This window comes from Nocardioides sp. Soil_C_8 (assembly GCF_057656315.1).
The window spans coordinates 1515249-1534056 of the sequence record NZ_JBDGKQ010000001.1 but is presented as its reverse complement, the minus strand read 5'-3'; the positions used below and the strand labels follow the sequence as shown (position 1 = coordinate 1534056).

Below are 18808 nucleotides of genomic sequence, written 5' to 3'. Positions count from 1 at the left end.
GATCAGTCCTCGTAGAGGTCGCTGGAGTGGTCGACCGAGGAGTCGTCGGGCACCTCGTCGTCGATGTCGTCGGGGTCCTTGGCGTCGGCCGGTCGGTCCCAGCTCTCGGCGAGCTGCTGGGCGCGGGCGGCGAGCCGCTCGACCTCCTCCGGGTCCGCGTCGCCCGCCCCGACCGCCACGCCCAAGAGGTAGGCGGTGATGGGCGCCGCGGTCTTCTGCACGTTCTGCGCGGCAACGCGGGCGAGGTCGAGGACCAGCCCCTCGTCGACCTCGGTCTCGACGTCGAGCACGTCGGCGAGCTCGTCGATCCAGTCGTGGAGGTTCACGGGTCCAATCTCTCGCACCCCACCCGGGTGCGGCAAGGGAGCCCCGTCAGCGCCGCAGGTCCCTCAGGTCGGCCCACGAGTCGACGTCCACGGCCTCCTCACCGGTGGCCGGCACCGCGGCGAGGTCGAGGGGTGCGAGCAGGCGGTGCAGCGCCATCCCGTGCTGCCCCTCCCGGTCGGGGCGTACGACGGCCAGGCGGGCCGCGTCGAGCACACCGGCCAGCTGCCGACGGCCGTCGCCGCCGACCAGGAACGCCCCGTCCCGGCCGGCCGCCGCCTCGCGCAGGCGACGCATCGTCGCGGCGGTGACCCGAGGCATGTCCACTGCGAGCACACCGACGAGGCGGGGCTCGCGCAGCAGCGCGTCGACCCCGGTGAGCAGACCGGCCACCGGCCCGCCGCGGGGCGGGTCCTCCACGACGCATGTCACCGGCCGCGCGGTCCGCACGGTGTCCGGTCCGACGACGACGACCTCGTCGGCGTCGAGGAACGCGTCGACGGCGTACTCCAGGAGCGACCGGCCGGCCAGCTCGACGGACGCCTTGTCGACCCCGTCCATCCGCGCGGCCGTGCCGCCTGCGAGGACCACGCCGCAGAAGCCGCCGGCGGTGAGGTCGAGGTCCATGGCGGCATCCTCCCAGCCGCACGTGCGCCCGACGCCGCCCGCAGGGTGGCCGCTCTACGCTGGGGTCATGGACCCCACCCCAGGGCTGGCCGACCAGCTGCGCGTGCGCGTCCACCAGTGGGCGAGCGGGCTCGACCCGGACGCCAACCGCGCGCGCCTCGCCGAGGTGTCGCCGGGGGCCGACCTCGTCGTCCTCCCGGAGGCCTTTGCCCGTGACTTCGGCCAGGCCGGGTCCGACGTCAGCCCGTTCGCGGAGCCGGCCGACGGCCCGTTCGCCCGCGAGGTGGCGCGCGTGGCCGACGCGACCTCCTCCACCGTGGTGGCCGGGATGTTCGAGGTCGCGGACGACCCCGCCCGACCGTTCAACACCCTCGTCGCCGGCGGGCCCAGCCCGGCGACGTACCGCAAGATCCACCTCTACGACTCCTTCGGCTACCGCGAGTCCGACCGCCTCACCGGCGGCGCGGTCGAGCCGGTGGTCGTCGAGGTCGGTGGCTGGCAGGTCGGCCTGATGACCTGCTACGACCTCCGCTTCCCCGAGCTGGCGCGACGCCTCGTCGACGCCGGTGCGGAGGTCCTCGTCGTCCCCGCGGCGTGGCTCCCGGGCGACCGCAAGGTCGCGCACTGGCGGACCCTGCTCGCGGCCCGCGCCATCGAGAACACCTGCTTCGTCGTCGGCGCCGGGCAGCCCGAGCCGCGCTACGTCGGTCACTCCGCGGTCATCGGCCCGCTGGGTGACGTCCTCGCCGAGGCCGACGGCGCCGATCAGGTCATCGAGGCGGTCCTGGACCGCGCCGACCTCGACGAGGCCCGCCGCACCAATCCGTCGCTGGCCAACCGACGGCTGTAACCTCCTCCGTCGTGCCTTCCCCGTCCTCCGACAGCCCCCGCGGGTCCTCCCGCGGCAAGCGGGCTGCCGAGCGCCCGCCCTCGCGGCTGCGGCTGAAGCGGAAGGCACCCGCGCCCGAGCCCACGCGGGTTGTCCGGGACGAGACAGCAGCGCCGCCCGCGCCTGCGCCTCGTGCGGAGCCGGTGCCCGCCCCGGTCGCGGAGCCGGTCGAGGAGCCGGCCCCCGAGCCCCGCGCCGTACCCGTGACACCCGTTCGTCCCACCGCGCCGGCCGAGCCGGCCCAGACGGACGAGACCGGCCCCGACGGACCCCGTCGGTCGCTGCTGGCCTTCTGGTTCGCCGTCCTGCTCCTCGGCGCGGTCGCCCTGGGCTGGTCGGCCCTGAGCGGCACGTTGAGCGACGTCCCGGCCCTCGGTGACACCGGCACCGCGCCCGGGTGGCTCGACGGCGCGGGCGCCACCGCCGTCGTCACCGCGCTCTCCTGGCTGCTGGCCACCCGCACCGCCGGTCGCGCGCTCGTCTCCGCCGGCCTCGCACTGGTGCTGGCCGTGGCCAGCCTCCTGGTGGGCGGCAAGGTGCTCCCGACGGGGGCCGCGGTGATGACGTGCGTGGTGGGCAGCGTGTACGCCGTCATGGTGACGGTGCCGGCGATCACCGGCTGGAAGGCGATGCGCGAGGCGTTGATCGCCTCACTGGTGGCCGCGGTCGCCGCCTTCGCCGCGGTCGGCTTCGAGCCCACCGTCGCGATCGAGCGCTTCGAGATCGTCTCCCTGCTGCTGGCGCTCGTCCTGGTGCTCGCGATCGTCTACCGCCTCGGCGCGGGCCTGCACGGCCTCGGTCGTCGGGGGATGATCGTCGTCGCCATCGGTCTCGGCGTCCTCTTCGCGACGCTGGCGTACGCCGAGCTGCTGCGGCGCTACGGCGCGCAGAGCTTTGTGTCGTCGGTCCTCGACTTCGCCGACTGGACCGCGGCCCGCATCGGCGCGTTCCCGCGGCCGCTCGTGGTCCTGCTCGGCATCCCGGCGCTCGTGTGGGGCACGCACGTCCGTGCCCGGCGGCGCCAGGGGTGGTGGTTCTGCGCCTTTGGCGTGGCTGCGACCGTGCCGCTGGCGACGGGGCTGGTCAACCCGGACACCTCCTACCTCGAGGCGGGCCTGCGAGCGGCGTACTCCCTCGCCCTCGGACTGCTGATCGGCTGGCTCGTGATCCGCGCGGACCTCGCCCTCACCGGGCCGAAGGGACGCGGCGGACGCCGCGCCGAGGAGGCCGGGCCGCACCGTCCCGAGCCGCGCCGCTTCGCCGAGCTCTGAGTCCGCCCACGGCCTGCTGCGGGCCGGTGCCGCGATCAGCGGCTACGCCCGGGTAACCGCTAGCGTCGGGTCCATGGCCCGCCCCACCTCCCTCGAGATCGTCTCCGAGCTGGTCGCCAACGTCCTCACCATCGAGGTCGCGGAGGGCGACCGCGTGGAGGCCGGTGACACCGTCGTGCTGCTGGAGTCGATGAAGATGGAGATCCCGATGCTCGCCGAGCGCGCGGGCACCGTCACCGCCGTCAAGGTGACCGAGGGCGACGTCGTGCAGGACGGCGACATCCTCGTCGTGCTCGACTGAGGCACCCGATCGCGCGCTGGCGCGCGTGGCTAGTGTCGGAGGAATGGAATTCCGATACCTCGGCAACAGCGGACTCAAGATCTCCGAGATCACCTACGGCAACTGGCTCACCCACGGCTCCCAGGTCGCGAACGACGTCGCCAAGAAGTGCGTGCGCGCGGCGCTCGACGAGGGCATCTCGACGTTCGACACCGCCGACGTCTACGCCAACACCGCGGCGGAGACCGTGCTGGGCGAGGCGCTGAAGGGTGAGCGGCGCGAGTCGCTGGAGATCTTCACGAAGGTCTACTGGCCGACCGGCCCGAAGGGCAAGAACGACACCGGCCTGTCGCGCAAGCACATCATGGAGTCGATCAACGGCTCGCTGCAGCGTCTGCAGACCGACTACGTCGACCTCTACCAGGCGCACCGCTACGACGTGGAGACCCCGCTCGAGGAGACGATGCAGGCGTTCGCCGACATCGTCCGGCAGGGCAAGGCGCTCTACATCGGCGTCAGCGAGTGGACCGCCGACCAGATCCGCGCCGGCGTCGAGCTGTCGAAGGAGCTCGGCTTCCAGCTGATCTCCAGCCAGCCGCAGTACTCCATGCTCTGGCGCGTCATCGAGGACGAGGTCGTGCCGACGTCGAAGGAGCTCGGTGTCTCGCAGATCGTGTGGAGCCCGATCGCGCAGGGCGTGCTGACCGGCAAGTACAAGCCCGGCCAGGCCCCGCCCGAGGGCTCGCGCGCCACCGACACCAAGGGCGGCGCCGACATGATCTCGCGCTTCATGCGTGACGAGGTGCTCACCGCCGTCCAGGACCTCGAGCCGGTCGCGAAGGACTGCGGCCTGTCGATGGCCCAGCTCGCCATCGCCTGGGTGCTGCAGAACGACAACGTCGCCGCCGCCCTCGTCGGCGCCTCCCGCCCCGAGCAGGTCGCCGACAACGTCAAGGCCGCGGGCGTGAAGCTCGACGCGGACGTGATGTCCCGCATCGACGACGCCCTCGGCTCCGTCGTCGTACGCGACCCGGGCAAGACCGCCGAGGGGACGCCCAAGACGCGCGCCGTCTGAGGTCTGTCCGGATCGTCGCCTGGAGTCACCGGATACCCGGTGACTCCGGGCGGATCGTGAAAGTCTCGAGCCACCTGGTGGCACCGAACCTCCACGATCCCTGTCAGGGGACGTGAGCCTCGGCCCAGGCGGCGCCGGCGTCGCGGGTGCGTCGTACGTCTCCCACGGTGACGACCAGCACCGTCCTCGGCTCGTCCACGGGGTGACCGTGGACCACCGCACGTGCGGCGGATGTGGCCCCGGAATCGGTGGTTCGAGGGCCGCATCCGCCGCACGTGCGCACACGTGTCCGAGATGTCGCCCTCGTGCCCCGTGTTCAGGGGCCGTTTCTCGGACACGTGTCCGAGCGGAGCGTCAGACGACGACCCGGGTCACCCGGTAGCGGACGAAGGCAGGCACGGCGAGGGCGGCGACGACCGTGCCGATGATCACGAGCACCCCGCCGCCGGCCGCCGCGACGGCGGCGCCGGTCACGGCAGCGGTCGCGCCGTGGAGGACGTCGGCGACGCGTGGTCCGCCGGCGACCACGACGATGAAGATCCCCTGCAGCCGACCGCGGACGGCGTCGTCGGCGGCGGCCTGGAGCATCGACATGCGGAACGCTGCGGAGGCCATGTCGGCCGCGCCGCCGACGGCGAGCATCAGCACCGCGATCGCGAGGAACAGTGCCGGGGCGAGCGGCGTGAGGAGCGCGGCGACGCCGAAGCCGACCATGGCGGCGCCCCAGACGAGGATCGACACGACGACCGCGAGGCCCTGACGCTCGACGCGCGACACCCAGCCGGACAGCACGCCGCCGACGACGGCACCTGCCGGGATCGCGGCGAAGAGGAGCGCGAAGGCGAGGCCGCCCTCGTCCGGTCCGTCGAAGTAGACGTGCGCCATCTCCGGGAACAGCGCCCGCGGCATGCCGAACACCATCGCGATCAGGTCGACGACGAAGGACATCATCAGCACCGGCTGGGTCCGCAGGTAGCGGAAGCCGTCGACCACCGCGCGGATGCCCGGGGTGACGCTCGCCCCGATGACGGGGATCGGCGGCAGGCGTACGACGGCACCGAGCGTCGCGAAGAGGGTGATCGTGTCGAGCAGGTAGAGCCACGAGAAGCCGATCAGCGGGATGAGCGCGCCGCCGACGAGCGGGCCCGCGATGCCGCCGGCCTGCATGACGGTGGTGTTGAGCGTGTTGGCCGCCGGTAGCAGGTCGGGCTCGACGATCCGGGGCAGCAGGGCCGAGCGCGTGGGCTGGTTCACCGCGAAGAACGCCTGCTGGGCCGCGAAGAGGGACAGCAGCAGCCACACGTCCTCGGCGCCGAACGCGGCCTGGAGCCAGAAGCCGGCGCTCGTGGCGATCAGGCCCGTCGTGGTGATGAGCAGCAGGGTCCGGCGGTCGAAGACGTCGGCCAGCGCGCCGCCCCACAGCCCGAAGACCACCAGCGGGACGAGGCCGAAGATGCCGGTCAGTCCGACGTACGCCGACGACCCGGTCATCGCGTAGATCTGCGCCGGGACCGCCACGACGGTCAGCTGCGCGCCGACGACCGTGACGATGTTGGCCCGCCACAGCCGCCTGAAGTGCGGGTTGGCGAGGGGGCGGGTGTCCGCCAGCAGTCGCCTCTCCACCAGCGCAGGCTAGGTCAGGTGGAGGGGCTCGACGACGCCGGGTCAGGTCGGGACCGGGGGCAGGTACGGCGACCGGCCGAGGAGCCGCGTGACGATCACGCCGGTCACGGTCATCGCCAGGGCGATGCCGGCCAGCACGACGAGCTGGAACTGCGCCGCCACCGCGGGACTCGCGCCCCCGAAGAGGGCGCCCACGAAGGCGCCGGGCAGCGTGACGAGGCCGGTGGACCGGGTCTGGTCGAGGGTGGGGAGCAGCGACTCCCGCACGGCCTCCTGGCCGATCTCGAGGTGCGCCCGACGCGGAGTCGCGCCGAGCGACAGCCAGGCCTCGACCTCGTCGCGGCGGTGCCGGACACCCCGCAGGAAGTTGCGGCCGGACAGCGTCGCCGCGCTCATGGCGTTGCCGATGATGATGCCCGCCACCGCGACGAGGTAGCGCGGCTCGAGGTCGACGAGCCGCAGGGCGAACACCAGCGACAGGGAGACCCCGGCGCCCACCACCACGCCGACGACCGCGGCCCGTCGGCCGTGCCAGAGCTCGTGGAGCCGCCCGGACGCGGTGAACGACGCCGTCGCGAGCATCAGGGCCAGGAAGGCGACCACGGTCCAGGGGACCGCCAGGATCCCGCGCAGCAGGAGGGCGACGATGCTGAGCTGCAGCACCGCGCGGGCGAGCGACGTCAACGGCGTCCAGCCGAGCCCCACGCCGGAGCGCCACGCGAGCAGGACCGTCGCCAGGACGACGACCAGCAGGCCGGCGCCGAACCGGGCGTAGTCCAGGACGTCGTTCCCCACCCGGCGACCGTAGCCGCTCGGGGACCTCGTCCCGCTAGCATCGTCGGGTGGCGATGAGATCGGAGGCGACCGGGCTGGCGGCCGAGGCGGCCCTGTTCCACGCCCTGTCGGACCCGTCGCGGTTGCTGATCGTGCGCCACCTGTCGCTCGGCGAGCACCGCGTGGTCGACCTCACCGCCCACCTCGGCCTCGCGCAGAGCACGGTGTCGAAGCACCTGGCCTGCCTCAGGGACTGCGGGCTGGTGGCCTCGCGCCCCGAGGGGCGCGCCTCCGTGTGGTCGCTGACGCGCCGCGAGGAGCTGCTCGAGGTGGTCGCGACGGCCGAGCGGCTGCTCGCGCTCACGGGGGTCGGCCCGGAGCACCACTACGAGGAGCGGCACTCGTGACGGGCGGTCCTCAGAGCAGCGACGACCAGTAGGACCAGAAGCGCTCGAGGATCAGCAGCACGACCACCAGGAAGGTGCCGAAGACCAGCGGTCCGCGCCAGTCGCGCAGCACCTCCGCGAGCCGCCCGCCCGGGTCGGCCCCGAGCGCACCCGCGGCGACGTTGCGCGCCGTGACGTACCAGAAGAGCGGGATCACGACCGCCCACACCACCATGCAGTAGGGGCACAGCGCGCCGATGCGGTAGAGGCTCTGGAAGGCGAGCCAGCAGATGAGCGCGAAGGCCGCGGTGACCCCTGCCTGCAGGCCGAGCCAGTACCACCGCGCCAGCCGGCCGCCCGCGAGCAGTGCCGCTCCCGTCGCGATGACGACAGGGAAGGCGGCGACCCCGATGATCGGGTTGGGGAAGCCGAGCAGCGCGGCCTGCGCCGACTCCATCACGTTGCCGCAGCTGAGGACCGGGTTGATGCTGCAGGACGGCACGTAGCTGCTGTCCTCGGCCAGCCGGATCCGCTCGATCAGCAGCACCGCCGAGGCGAGGAGGCCGATGAGCCCACCGACCAGCAGTCCGATCGCGAGCGGGCGCTCCTGCGGCTCGTGGACGTCGACGAGGTCGTCGACGGAGGAGGGGGTGGTCATGGTGAGCCGGTCTCCTGGGCAACGGTGCGGTGCGGGTCGCCCCCATCCTCCGGCATCGCCCAACACGCAGCCCGACGGGGTTTGACGCGGCATCGCCATCTGGCGATGATGTAGACAGACGACGATGGAGGTACGGCGATGGGCGCAGGACACGGGCACGGCCACGCCGGTGCCCGGCACCGGTGGCGGCTAGCCCTGGCGTTCGGCCTCGTCGCGAGCTTCTTCGGCGTCGAGCTGACGGTCGGTCTGGCGACCGGTTCCCTCGCGCTGATCTCCGACGCCGGCCACATGGCGGCCGACGTCGTCGCACTGGGCGCCGCGCTGGTCGCCACGAAGATCGCCACCCGCCCCGACGGCACCGGCCGGCGCACCTACGGCTCCTACCGCGCGGAGGTCTTCGCCTCTGGTCTGACCGTCCTGATCATGCTGGGGGTCTCGGCCTACGTGGTCGTCGAGGCCGTACGCCGCATCGGCGAGGACGTCGAGGTCGCGTCGGGCCCGCTGCTGGTGGTCGGCGCCGTCGGGCTGGTCGTCAACCTCGTCTGCCTGGTGCTCCTGCGTGGCGGGGCGTCGGAGTCGATCAACGTCAAGGGCGCCTACCTCGAGGTGGTGGCCGACGCGGCGGGGAGCGTCGGCGTCCTCGCGGCCGGTCTCCTCGTCGAGGTGACGGGCGACGGGTGGTGGGACACCGTCGTCGCCGTGGCGATCGGCGTCTTCGTCTCGGTCCGCGCCGCGGTGCTCGGTCGCGAGGTGCTGGCGGTCCTCGGCCAGCACGCACCCCACGACGTCGACCTCGAGGCCGTCGTCCGCGACCTGGAGGCCGTGTCCGGCGTGGCCGAGGTCCACGACCTGCACGCCTGGACGCTGACCTCGGGCATGAACGTCGCCACCGCCCACCTCGTCCTGCGCGTCGGCGCCGACGCCCAGGTGGTGCTTGCCTCGGCCGGTGCCGCGCTGCGGGAGGGCCACGGCATCGAGCACGCGACGCTCCAGGTCGAGGCGCTCCCCGCGCAGGAGTGCCACGCAGCCACCTGGTGAGCGCTCCGAGCGCTCCTGACACACTGGGGCCCGGCCGCCCGACCGTCGTGGCGCCGAGAAGGGGGACCGGGTGACCGAGGCGGCAGCGACGACGATCGAGCACCCCGCGACACCCACCCTGGCGAAGACGGCCAACGTCCTCGCCAAGGGTGCGCTGGTCCTGATGCTGCTCTTCGCGGTCCTCTACCCCGACCAGGCCAACCTGCGCGACAAGGCTGCCGGCATGCGGGCCATCGGCTACCCGCTGATCTCCTTCACCGTGCCGGTCCTGTGGTGGGCGCTGTGGCGCGACCGCATCTCGTTCCCGTGGCTGCCGGACCTGCTCATCACCCTCACCTGCTTCACCGACATCCTCGGCAACCGGATGGACCTCTACGACACGGTCGTGTGGTTCGACGACTGGATGCACTTCATGAACACCGGCCTCCTCGCGGCGGCGTTCATCCTCCTCACCCTGCCGCGCGACGTCGGCTTCGGACGCGTCCTCGAGCGTGCGCTCGCCTTCGGCGCGACCGCCGCGATCGCGTGGGAGGTGGCTGAGTTCTTCGCCTTCATCAGCCGCTCGACGGAGCGCGAGTTCGCGTACGCCGACACGCTGGGCGACCTGTCGCTCGGCACCGCCGGAGCCGTGGTCGCGGCCGTCGTCCTCCACCGCACGTGGCGGCGCGGGCACCTGGTGCATCCGCGCCCGCTGGCCTGAGCATGCCCGCCTCCACCGGGCCCACGCGTGACGTGATCCCGCTCCGCGAGGCCGCCAGGGCCTGGTTCGCCATCTCGCTGCAGACCTTCGGCGGACCGGCGGGCCAGATCGCGGTCATGCAGCGCACCCTCGTGGAGGAGAAGCGCTGGATCGGCCAGCAGCGCTTCCTGTTCGCGCTGTCCTACTGCACCCTGCTGCCGGGGCCCGAGGCCCAGCAGCTCGCGACCTACGTCGGCTGGCTGCTCAACGGCGTCAAGGGCGCACTCGTCGCGGGCATCCTGTTCGTCCTGCCCGGCGTCGCGGCGCTCCTCACGCTCTCGGCCGTCTACGTCGCGTACGGCGACACCACGCTCGTCGAGGCGCTGTTCCTGGGCCTGGCCCCCGCGGTCATCGCCATCGTCGTCCAGGCGGTCGTCCGAGTGGGACGGAAGGGGCTGGGCCATCCCGCCCTGGTCGCACTGGCCGTGGCGTCGTTCGTCGCCCTGACCTTCCTCGGCGCACCGTTCCCGGCCGTCGTGCTCGTCGCGGCGGTCGTCGGCTGGGTGCTCGGTCGCCGCATCCCCGGCCTCACCCGACCGCCGAGGTCGGCCGTCGACGACGGGCCGCCGCCCCTCATCAGCGACGACCAGCTCCACGCCGAGAGGCCGTCCGGTCGCCGGGCGGCCCTCACGCTCGTCGTCGGCCTGGTCGTGTGGTTCGCCCCGGTCGCCGGTGCGGCGCTGCTGTTCGGCCGGCAGAGCACGTTCGTCGACCAGGGCCTGTTCTTCTCCGGGGCGGCGATCGTCACGTTCGGTGGTGCCTACGCCGTCCTGGCCTACGTCGCCCAGCAGGCCGTGGAGGTCTACCACTGGCTGCTGCCGGGCGAGATGGTCCGCGGCCTCGCGCTCGCCGAGACCACCCCCGGACCGCTGATCATGGTCGTCCAGTTCGTCGCCTTCGTCGGTGCCTACCGGGCTCCGGGAGACCTCGACCCGTGGGTCGCCGCCGTCCTCGCCGCGCTCCTGACGACGTGGGTGACGTTCGTCCCCTGCTTCCTCTTCATCCTCCTCGGGGCGCCGTACGTCGAGCGCCTCCGCGGCAACCGCGACCTCGCCGCTGCACTCGCCGGGATCACCGCCGCGGTCGTCGGCGTCATCGCGAGCCTCGCGGTGTTCTTCGCCCTGCACACGCTGTTCGACGAGACCGCACGGCTCACCGCCGGCCCGCTCGACGTCGAGTACCCCGTCCTCGGCTCCCTCGACGTCGCAGCGCTCGCCATCACCGGCCTCGGCTTCGGCCTCGTCTTCTGGCGGAGGTGGTCGGTGCTCCGCACCCTCGGCGCCTGCGCGCTCGCCGGCGTGGTGATCGGGCTCGCGACGCTCTGAGGACGCCCGGACACCCACGGCCGACGAGCCTGCGTGGACCGGGCTGACAGGATCGGCGGCATGCCTCCCGAGCGCACCACCCGGCAGGACCTGTCGGCATGGGCGGCGGTGGCACTCGTCTTCGGATCGTCGGCGGCGGTGCTCGTGGTCGAGCTCGTCGCGCTGCGGTTGCTCGCACCCCACTACGGGCTGACCCTCGAGACCAACACCCTCGTCATCGGTCTGGCGCTGACGGCCATCGCTGCCGGCACGTGGGCCGGCGGGTGGACCGCCGACCGAACCGCACCTCGCCCGCTCCTCGGGCCGCTGCTGGGCGTGTCGGGGGCCGCGGTCGCACTGACGCCCGCGGTGGTCCGCGGCGCCGCAGCCGCCGGCGACCCCGGGCTGCTCCTCCTCGCGGCCACGCTGTCGATCCTCGTCCCCGGCGTGCTCCTGTCGGCGGTCAGTCCGGTCGTGATCAAGCTCCGCCTCACCAGCCTCGCCGAGACCGGCACCGTCGTGGGTCACCTGTCGGGCATCGGCACGGTGGGCGCCATCGTGGGCACCGTCGTCACCGGCTTCGTGCTCGTCTCACGCGTGCCGGTCAGCGGGATCCTCGTGGGCCTCGGGGTCGTGCTCCTGGTGGCCTCGGTCCTGGTGCAGGTTGCCGGTCGTCGAGGACGCGGCGACGCCGTGCTCGGCGTCGTGGTGGCGCTCGGCGGGGTGGGAGCGGCGGCGGCGCCGAGCGGCTGCGACGTCGAGACGACCTACCACTGCCTGTCCGTCTCGACGGACCCCGACCGGCCGGACGGCCGCGTGCTGGTGCTCGACGGGCTGCGGCACTCCTACGTCGACCTCGAGGATCCGACCCACCTCGACTTCGCCTACGTCCGGGCGATGGCTGCCGCGATCGACGCGTCCTTCCCGGTCGGCCAGTCCCTGGCGGCGTACCACCTCGGCGCGGGAGGACTGACCCTGCCGCGCTGGCTGGCGGCCACCCGGCCCGGCACGACGAGCCGGGTCTCCGAGATCGACGCGGGCGTCGTCGATGCGGACCACCGGCTGCTCGGCGGCGGGCTCCCCGCCGGCGTCGAGGTCGTGGTGCAGGACGGTCGCCTGGCCATCGACGACCTCGACCCCGCCGGCCTCGACCTCGTCGTGGGAGACGCGTTCGGCGGGGTCAGCGTGCCGTGGCACCTTGCGACGCGGGAGGCGCTGGCGGGACTGGCAGCGAGCCTGGGCCAGGACGGGGTCTACCTCGCCAACGTCATCGACCACGGTGACCTCGAGTTCGCCCGCGCCTACGTGCGGACGAGCGGCGTGGTCTTCGAGGAGGTGGCAGTGCTCTCCGCCCCGGACGTGCTCGCCGGCGACGACGGCGGCAACCTGGTGGTGGTCGCCTCCCGCGAGCCGCTCGACCTCGCCGCCGTCGCGGCGGGGCTCGCCGAGCGCGGCCTCGGGTGGGAGGCGCTCACCGGCGCAGACCTGGACGCCTGGGTGGGCGACGCCCCGGTCCTCACCGACGACTTCGCGCCGGTCGACCAGCTGCTGACGCCGTACGGCCCGCCCGCCTGAGCAGGGCCTACGTGTCCTCGGGCAGGCACTTCTCGGCGACGTAGGGCACGACGTCGGCGATCGAGTCCACGACCTTCGTCGGCCGGTAGGGGAAGTCCTGCACCTGGTGGCGCTCGGTCGCCCCGGTCGCCACCAGGACGGTGCGCATGCCTGCCTCGAGGCCGCTGATGATGTCGGTGTCCATCCGGTCGCCGATCATCACGGTCGTCTCGGAGTGGGCGTCGATGCGGTTGAGGGCGCTGCGCATCATCAGCGGGTTCGGCTTGCCGATGAAGTAGGGCTGGCGGCCCGTGGCCGTGCTGATGAGGGCCGCGACCGACCCGGTCGCCGGCAGCATGCCCTGGGCGCTCGGGCCGCTGGGGTCGGGGTTGGTGGCGATGAAGCGCGCACCGTCGTTGATCAGCCGGATCGCGCGGGTGATCGCCTCGAACGAGTAGGTGCGCGTCTCGCCGAGCACGACGTAGTCGGGGTCCTGGTCGGTCATGACGTAGCCGATGTCGTGGACGGCCGCGGTCAGCCCCGTCTCGCCCACGACGTACGCCGACCCGCCCGGGCGCTGGTCGTCGAGGAACTGCGCGGTCGCGAGTGCCGACGTCCAGATCGACTGCTCCGGCACGTCGATCCCGCTGCTGCGGAGCAGGCGCACCCGCAGGTCGCGCGGGGTGAAGATCGAGTTGTTGGTGAGCACCAGGAACGGCACCCCCTGCTCGCGCAGCGCGGCGATGAACTCCTTCGCGCCCGGGATCGGGTCCTCCTCGCGCACGAGGACGCCGTCCATGTCGGTGAGCCAGGTGTGGACGGCGCGGGGTTCGGTCACCGGACCATTGTGGTGCACCAGCGCGACGTCATGGGAACCTCCGGCCCGGACCGGGGTCCCCATGACGTCCGCGTCATCGCGCGGAGTGGGCCCCGGCGGGTGCGTCGACGTGGCCCTCGACCGGCTCGTCCTCCACCGGGTGGCTGCGCTCGAGCCGGGCGCCCTCGACGTCGACGTCGGGCAGGATCCGGTCCAGCCAGCGGGGCAGCCACCACGCCGACTCGCCGAGCAGGTGCATCGCGGCCGGGATGAGCAGCATCCGGACGACGAAGGCGTCGAGGAGCACGCCGAAGGCCAGGCCGAAGCCGATCGGCTTGATCGTGGCGTCGTGGCTGAAGATGAAGCCGGCGAACACCGAGATCATGATGATCGCCGCCGCGGTGACCACCGAGCGTCCGGCGTGCAGGCCGTGCTGCACCGCGACCCGGGCGGGCGCGCCGTGGGCGTAGGCCTCGCGCATCCCGGACACCAGGAAGAGCTGGTAGTCCATCGCCAGCCCGAAGAGGATGCCGGTGGCGATGATCGGCAGGAAGCTCAGCACCGGCCCGGGCGCGTGGACGCCGAACAGGTCGGAGAGGAAGCCGATCTGGAAGATCGCCGTGATGCCGCCGAAGGCCGCCAGCAGCGACAGCACGAACCCGAGCGTCGCGGTGATCGGCACCAGGATCGAGCGGAACACCAGCACCAGGATGAGCAGGGACAGCCCGACCACGAGGACCAGGTAGGTCGGCAGCACGTCGGCGAGCTTGTCGGAGATGTCGATCCCCGCGCTGGCGTTCCCGGCCACGCCGAGGGTGGCCTCGCCCCCCGAGGCCGTCTGCGGGGTCAGCGTCCGGAGGTTCTGGACGAGCTCCGCGGTCGACTCGCTCGACGGCGATCCCTCGGGGATGACCTGGAAGGCCAGTGCGGACCGGTCCTCCGACGCGCCGATCGGCACGACCGCCTCGACGTTCCAGACCTGCCCGAGCTGCTCGCCCACGGCGGCCTGCTCGGCGACCACGTCGTCCTCGGCGACGGCCCCGGGCAGGTCGGCGACGACCAGCAGCGGTCCGTTGGACCCGTCGCCGAACTTCTCGGCCTGGACGTCGTACGCCTTGAACGCGGCGGAGTCCGGCGGCTGGGTCGAGCCGTCGGGGAGGCCGAGGCGCATCTGGGTCGCGGGAGCGGCCACGACGAGCAGGGCGACCACGCCCAGGGCGAGGACGGTCCAGGCCCGGGGGGTGCTCATCGGCCGGTCGCGCTCGGTGATCTCCGCGTCGCGGGTGCGCTCGCCCGCGGCCAGCCGCTCCCGCTCGCGACGACGCAGGATGCGCATGCCGGCGAGGGAGAGGATCGCGGGGGTGAGGGTGACGGCCATCAGGATCGCGACCAGCACGGCGACGGCGCCGACGGTGCCCATGAGGCCGAGGAACCCGACCCCGGTGACGTTGAGGGCGAGCAGCGCGACGATGACGGTCACACCGGCGAAGACGACCGCGTTGCCGGAGGTGCCGTTGGCCAGCCCGATCGACTCGTGCAGGTCGGCGCCCTGCTGGAGCTGGCGGCGGTGCCGGTTGATGATGAAGAGCGAGTAGTCGATGCCGACCGCGAGGCCGAGCATCACGCCGAGCACGGGCGTGACGGACACGAACTCGACCATCCCCGAGAAGGACAGGGAGGCGAGCGACGCGACGCCGACCCCGAGCAGCGCGGTGAGCAGCGGCAGTGCCGCGCCGAGCACGGTCCCGAGCATGACGAACAGGACGATCGCGGCGATGACGACACCGGCGACCTCGCCCGGGCCGAGGATGGACGGAACGGTCTGCGCGATGTCCTGGGAGGGGTAGAGGTCGACCCCGTCGATGCCGGCGTCGGCGACGAGGTCCTCGATCTCGGTCTTCACCTCGGTGGTGACCTCGTTGGTCGAGACGTCGAAGGTGACGTTGGCGACTGCCGCGCTGCCGTCCTCCGACACGGTGCGGAAGCCGGACGAGAGCTCGGACAGGGTGGCGCCCTGCTCCAGCCGGGGTGCCTGCTCGTCGACCTTCGCCTGCTGGCGGTCCAGCTCGGCCTGCCCGTCGTCGAGCTGCTTCTCGGCGTCCTCGAGCTGCGGGCGGATGGCGGCGATCGTCCCGTCCTCACGTGCCTGCGCCCGCTGCTCGTCCAGCAGCTGGCGGCCGGCGTCGATCTGCGCCTGCGCCGCGCGGAGCTGGCCGAGGCCGTCGTTGAGCTGCCGGCGACCGTCGGCGACCTGCTCCGCCGACGAGTCCAGGTCGTCCTGGGTGGCGAAGGGGTCGGACACATCCGCGACGGAGTCGACCTCCTCGAGCCGGTCGAAGAGCGCGTTCAGCTCGCGCTGCTGGTCGGAGGTGAAGGCGCTCCCGTCGGTGGTCTCGGCGACGATCGAGCCGTTGCCCCCGCCCGTGCCCTCGAAGTCCTCCTCCAGCTGCTGGGACACGCGCGTCGTGGGCGTGTCGGGAAGCGTGATGTTCGACGACAGCGCGCCGGCGAAGGACAGGTAGGTCACCACGGTGACGGCCAGGACCGCCAGCCAGGCGCCGATGACGGCCCAGTGGCGGCGGGCCGCGAAGCGACCGATGCGGTAGAGGAGCTCAGCCATGGTGGCGGCGTGCCTTTCGTTGCGGTGTGGGAGTCGGGTGGGTCAGCCGGCGTCGCCGGTGCGGAGGCGGACCAGGACGCGGTCGAGGAGCGCGTCCCAGTCGGCTCGCGCCTCGGCAGGCACGTCAGGTGCGAGGTCGGGGTGCCCCTCCAGCCAGAGGCCGGCGATGGTCACGATCCCGGTGAAGAGGAGTGCGAGGTCGAGCTCCAGGTCGACGGGGTCGAGGCCGGGTGCGCGGTCGACGAGCTGCTCGCGCAGGCGGCCGCCGACGTGGTCGAAGGCGGTCCGGGAGATGCCCTGCGCCCGCTCGTCCCCGATCTCCGGGCAGCCGAGGACGCGGTGGATCGTCGCGATGGCCGTGGGCAGGTCGACGCCACGGGTGGCCTCTGCCACCGCGTCGAGCGCGGCCCGGCCTCCCGCGGCGCCCGGCGGGAGGTCGGCCGTACGCCGATCGACCTCACCGAGCAGGTCCACCGTCGCCTCGGCGAGGATCTGCTCGCAGACCGCCACGAGGAGCTGGTCGAGGCCGGCGACGTGGTTGAAGACCGTCCGCCGGGACACCCCGGCGCGTGCGGCCACCTGCTCGACGGTGAAGCCGTCGGGGCCGTGCTCGGTCGCGAGGGCCCGGGCGGCGTCCAGGATGGCGTGCCGCCGCTCAGCGCGCAGCGCGCTGCGGCCGTCGGTGGGCGGGGCGGTGGTCACGCACCCCATTGTTGCACTCAGTGCAAATAGATCCACATCGGCGTCGGGCCTGTGAAATGACACACGGCACGGCCCCTGCGAGGGCCGTGCCGCAGTCGCGTTGGTGATGCGCGGTTCCACCGCCGCTGGGGGGACCGGATGTCGGCGGGAGGACGACGTCCGGGGACGGTGGACGAGCGCGACGGAACGCGACCGCCGTGCCCAACCAGTGATGGGACGGGCCCACCCGAGCCCCATGACGCGAAGTCGGACAGAATTTTCTGCCGAGCGGTCAGCCGGCCTCGGCGACGGTGGCGGGGCGCGTCGCGCTGCGCACGCGGTCGACGAGCTCGGCGAGCGCGAACGGCTTGCCGAGGACGTCGTCGGCACCGGCGCCCAGGCAGGCGGCGACGTGCTCGGGCCCGGCGTGGCCGGAGGTCACCACGATCGCGCCGAGGAAGCCGTCCTCGCGCAGCGATGCGGTCGCCTCGAGGCCGTCCATGTCGGGCAGGCCCCGGTCCATCACGACGACGGCGACGTCGTTGCGACCGATCGTGGCGCGAGCGTCGGCACCGGTGTCGACGGTGAGGACCTCGAAGCCGGCCCGTCCGATCGCGAGGGCCATCACCTGTGCGAGGTCGGGCTCGTCCTCGACGATCAGCACGGTGGGCACGCACCTACGGTACAAGCGAAATACACGGCACACCCACAGAACGGTGAAATGCCGTCAGGTGGGACGGCAGCACCCGTGGCGCGGGGTCAGCCGGGGGCGGGTCCCCCGTGACGCGCCTCGCCGTAGAGGCGCTCGAGCATCAGGTGGGCCGAGACCGGTCGGCGCTTGGTGGGCGTGCGGTCGCTGGTCGCCGCCTCCAGCAGCACCCGGGCGATGTCGCGGACCTTGCGGTTGGTGTCCACGGAGAAGACCTGCAGCAACGCCCATGCCGTGTCGGCGTCGACGCTGTAGAGCTGCATGAGCACGCCCTTCGCCTGCTCGATCACGGCGCGGTGCTCCAGGAAGTCGCCGACCGCGGAGTCCACCTCGGAGTGCACGGCGTCCTGCCGCAGGTCGGTGATGTCGACGAGGTGGCCGTGCACGACCGGCGTACCGTCCTCGCGCTCGAGGTGGCCGGCCGCGAGGACGACCCGCAGGTCGTTCCGTGCGGTGCGGATGCGGTGGAGGAAGGAGAAGGGTTGGTCGCGCCCCAGCAGCGCCTCGCGCGACTCCCACGCCGCCGCGACGTCGTCGGGGTGGATGTGCCGCATCACGAGCTCCGTCGTGGGCACCACGGCGCCGGGCTCGAAGCCGTGGATCGCGAACATCGTGTCCGACCACGTCCACTCGTCGCTGTCGGGCCGGTAGGTGTAGCGACCGACCAGGGCAGCGCCGGAGGCCCTGAAGCCGTCCCCTGCCGACCGGTGCATGGTCGAATCCTGCACAACCGGGTGCCCGTCGTTCAAGGGGACGATCGCGGTCCTCAGGCCGGGTCGGTGACGTCCGCGACCTGCGCGCCGAGGTGCGTGACGAGGTCGTCCGCGGCGAGGGCCGCGGCGACCCCGTGCGCCCCCGCGCCGATGGAGATCGTCCGACCGGCGATGCGTTCGTCGGCGACGACGGGCAGCTCGGTCCGCGACCCGAACGGCGTGATCGTGCCGCGCTCGTAGCCCGTGACCTCCCGCGCCGCGTCCGCCGACGGCATCGAGATCCGGTTGACGCCGAGGAGCGCGCGGAGCTTGGGCCACGAGATCTCGCGGTCGCCCGGCACGAGGACGAGGAGGTGGTCGCCCTCCCCGCGGCGCACGACCATCGTCTTCACGATCGCCGACGGCTCGACGCCGCGCGCGGCGGCCGCCTCGGCGAGCGAGCCCACCCGCCCGTGACGGGTCACCCGGTGCGCGATGCCCGACGCGGCCAGGGCTCGGAGCGCGGGGTTGTCGTCGTCCACCCGGCGAGCGTACGACGGGCCGGACAGCCGCGGAACGACGATCGGGCCGGTCCGCGGAGGACCGGCCCGATCGGGTGGCGGTGACGGAGGGATTTGAACCCTCGGTGGACTTGCGCCCACAAACGCTTTCGAGGCGTTCTCCTTAGGCCGCTCGGACACGTCACCGCGCCGAACGTTACTAGAGGGCGGTCGCGAGCCGGAAACC

At 72.9% G+C, this 18808-nt stretch carries 20 protein-coding genes and 1 tRNA gene; 9 read left to right on the top strand and 12 right to left on the bottom strand.

The window, feature by feature from the left end; all coding sequences use genetic code 11:
• Positions 1–2: 2 nt before the first annotated feature.
• Positions 3–326, bottom strand: coding sequence for a DUF6457 domain-containing protein (locus AC3A3L_RS07525; protein ID WP_487639378.1), 324 nt, complete (start codon positions 324–326; stop codon positions 3–5).
• A 46-nt stretch (positions 327–372) separates the two neighbouring features.
• Positions 373–951: a molybdenum cofactor guanylyltransferase gene (gene mobA, locus AC3A3L_RS07520; protein WP_487639377.1), complete on the bottom strand. Its 579-nt coding sequence runs from the start codon at positions 949–951 to the stop codon at positions 373–375.
• Positions 952–1018: 67 nt separating this feature from the next.
• Between mobA and AC3A3L_RS07515 the strand changes: the two genes are divergently transcribed.
• The 4 genes from AC3A3L_RS07515 (at position 1019) to AC3A3L_RS07500 (ending at position 4466) form a co-directional block, all read left to right on the top strand.
• Entirely contained in the window at positions 1019–1801 is a 783-nt protein-coding gene (locus AC3A3L_RS07515) for a carbon-nitrogen hydrolase family protein (RefSeq protein ID WP_487639376.1), read from the top strand.
• 11 nt (positions 1802–1812) lie between these two features.
• Positions 1813–3111, top strand: a complete 1299-nt coding sequence (locus tag AC3A3L_RS07510; protein WP_487639375.1) for a hypothetical protein — start codon at positions 1813–1815, stop codon at positions 3109–3111.
• A gap of 73 nt (positions 3112–3184) precedes the next feature.
• Positions 3185–3412 (top strand): biotin/lipoyl-binding carrier protein, encoded by a 228-nt coding sequence (locus tag AC3A3L_RS07505; RefSeq protein WP_487639374.1) that lies wholly within the window; start codon positions 3185–3187, stop codon positions 3410–3412.
• A gap of 43 nt (positions 3413–3455) precedes the next feature.
• Positions 3456–4466: an aldo/keto reductase family protein gene (locus tag AC3A3L_RS07500; protein ID WP_487639373.1), complete on the top strand. Its 1011-nt coding sequence runs from the start codon at positions 3456–3458 to the stop codon at positions 4464–4466.
• Between the two features lie 354 nt (positions 4467–4820).
• On the opposite strand, the gene AC3A3L_RS07495 is transcribed toward AC3A3L_RS07500, so the two are convergent.
• Together AC3A3L_RS07495 and AC3A3L_RS07490 are read right to left on the bottom strand one after the other, a co-directional pair.
• Entirely contained in the window at positions 4821–6089 is a 1269-nt protein-coding gene (locus AC3A3L_RS07495) for an MFS transporter (protein WP_487639372.1), read from the bottom strand.
• Positions 6090–6131: 42 nt separating this feature from the next.
• The gene (locus tag AC3A3L_RS07490; RefSeq protein WP_487639371.1) at positions 6132–6884 is read right to left on the bottom strand and encodes an ABC transporter permease; all 753 of its coding nucleotides are present in this window, start codon (positions 6882–6884) and stop codon (positions 6132–6134) included.
• Between the two features lie 53 nt (positions 6885–6937).
• Here AC3A3L_RS07490 and AC3A3L_RS07485 point away from each other — a divergent pair, with 53 nt between their 5' ends.
• Positions 6938–7270 carry an ArsR/SmtB family transcription factor gene (locus AC3A3L_RS07485; protein WP_487639837.1) on the top strand — a complete coding sequence of 111 codons (333 nt, stop codon included), beginning with the start codon at positions 6938–6940 and terminating at the stop codon, positions 7268–7270.
• Positions 7271–7280: 10 nt separating this feature from the next.
• Here the strand turns inward: AC3A3L_RS07485 and AC3A3L_RS07480 are convergent, their stop codons facing one another.
• A complete protein-coding gene (locus tag AC3A3L_RS07480; RefSeq protein WP_487639370.1) occupies positions 7281–7907 on the bottom strand; it encodes a vitamin K epoxide reductase family protein in 627 nt (208 codons plus the stop codon).
• A gap of 138 nt (positions 7908–8045) precedes the next feature.
• Here AC3A3L_RS07480 and AC3A3L_RS07475 point away from each other — a divergent pair, with 138 nt between their 5' ends.
• From AC3A3L_RS07475 to AC3A3L_RS07460, 4 genes are all read left to right on the top strand, one after another.
• A complete protein-coding gene (locus AC3A3L_RS07475; RefSeq protein ID WP_487639369.1) occupies positions 8046–8945 on the top strand; it encodes a cation diffusion facilitator family transporter in 900 nt (299 codons plus the stop codon).
• A 70-nt stretch (positions 8946–9015) separates the two neighbouring features.
• Positions 9016–9645, top strand: coding sequence for a DUF2238 domain-containing protein (locus AC3A3L_RS07470; RefSeq protein WP_487639368.1), 630 nt, complete (start codon positions 9016–9018; stop codon positions 9643–9645).
• Positions 9646–9647: 2 nt separating this feature from the next.
• Positions 9648–11009: a chromate efflux transporter gene (gene chrA / locus AC3A3L_RS07465; protein WP_487639367.1), complete on the top strand. Its 1362-nt coding sequence runs from the start codon at positions 9648–9650 to the stop codon at positions 11007–11009.
• 60 nt (positions 11010–11069) lie between these two features.
• Complete coding sequence (locus AC3A3L_RS07460; RefSeq protein ID WP_487639366.1) at positions 11070–12563, top strand: fused MFS/spermidine synthase; 1494 nt, start codon at positions 11070–11072, stop codon at positions 12561–12563.
• Between the two features lie 7 nt (positions 12564–12570).
• Here the strand turns inward: AC3A3L_RS07460 and AC3A3L_RS07455 are convergent, their stop codons facing one another.
• From AC3A3L_RS07455 to AC3A3L_RS07425, 7 genes are all read right to left on the bottom strand, one after another.
• Entirely contained in the window at positions 12571–13341 is a 771-nt protein-coding gene (locus AC3A3L_RS07455) for an HAD-IIA family hydrolase (protein ID WP_487639836.1), read from the bottom strand.
• A gap of 112 nt (positions 13342–13453) precedes the next feature.
• A complete protein-coding gene (locus AC3A3L_RS07450) occupies positions 13454–15979 on the bottom strand; it encodes an MMPL family transporter (RefSeq protein ID WP_487639365.1) in 2526 nt (841 codons plus the stop codon).
• 42 nt (positions 15980–16021) lie between these two features.
• On the bottom strand, positions 16022–16681 hold the full coding sequence (locus AC3A3L_RS07445; protein WP_487639364.1) for a TetR/AcrR family transcriptional regulator: 660 nt from the start codon (positions 16679–16681) through the stop codon (positions 16022–16024).
• A 271-nt stretch (positions 16682–16952) separates the two neighbouring features.
• Positions 16953–17333, bottom strand: a complete 381-nt coding sequence (locus AC3A3L_RS07440) for a response regulator transcription factor (RefSeq protein WP_487639363.1) — start codon at positions 17331–17333, stop codon at positions 16953–16955.
• An 86-nt stretch (positions 17334–17419) separates the two neighbouring features.
• Complete coding sequence (locus tag AC3A3L_RS07435; protein ID WP_487639362.1) at positions 17420–18082, bottom strand: PAS and ANTAR domain-containing protein; 663 nt, start codon at positions 18080–18082, stop codon at positions 17420–17422.
• A gap of 53 nt (positions 18083–18135) precedes the next feature.
• A complete protein-coding gene (locus AC3A3L_RS07430) occupies positions 18136–18603 on the bottom strand; it encodes an aminoacyl-tRNA deacylase (protein ID WP_487639361.1) in 468 nt (155 codons plus the stop codon).
• A 75-nt stretch (positions 18604–18678) separates the two neighbouring features.
• Positions 18679–18768: transfer RNA gene (locus AC3A3L_RS07425), tRNA-Ser, on the bottom strand.
• Positions 18769–18808: the final 40 nt, after the last annotated feature.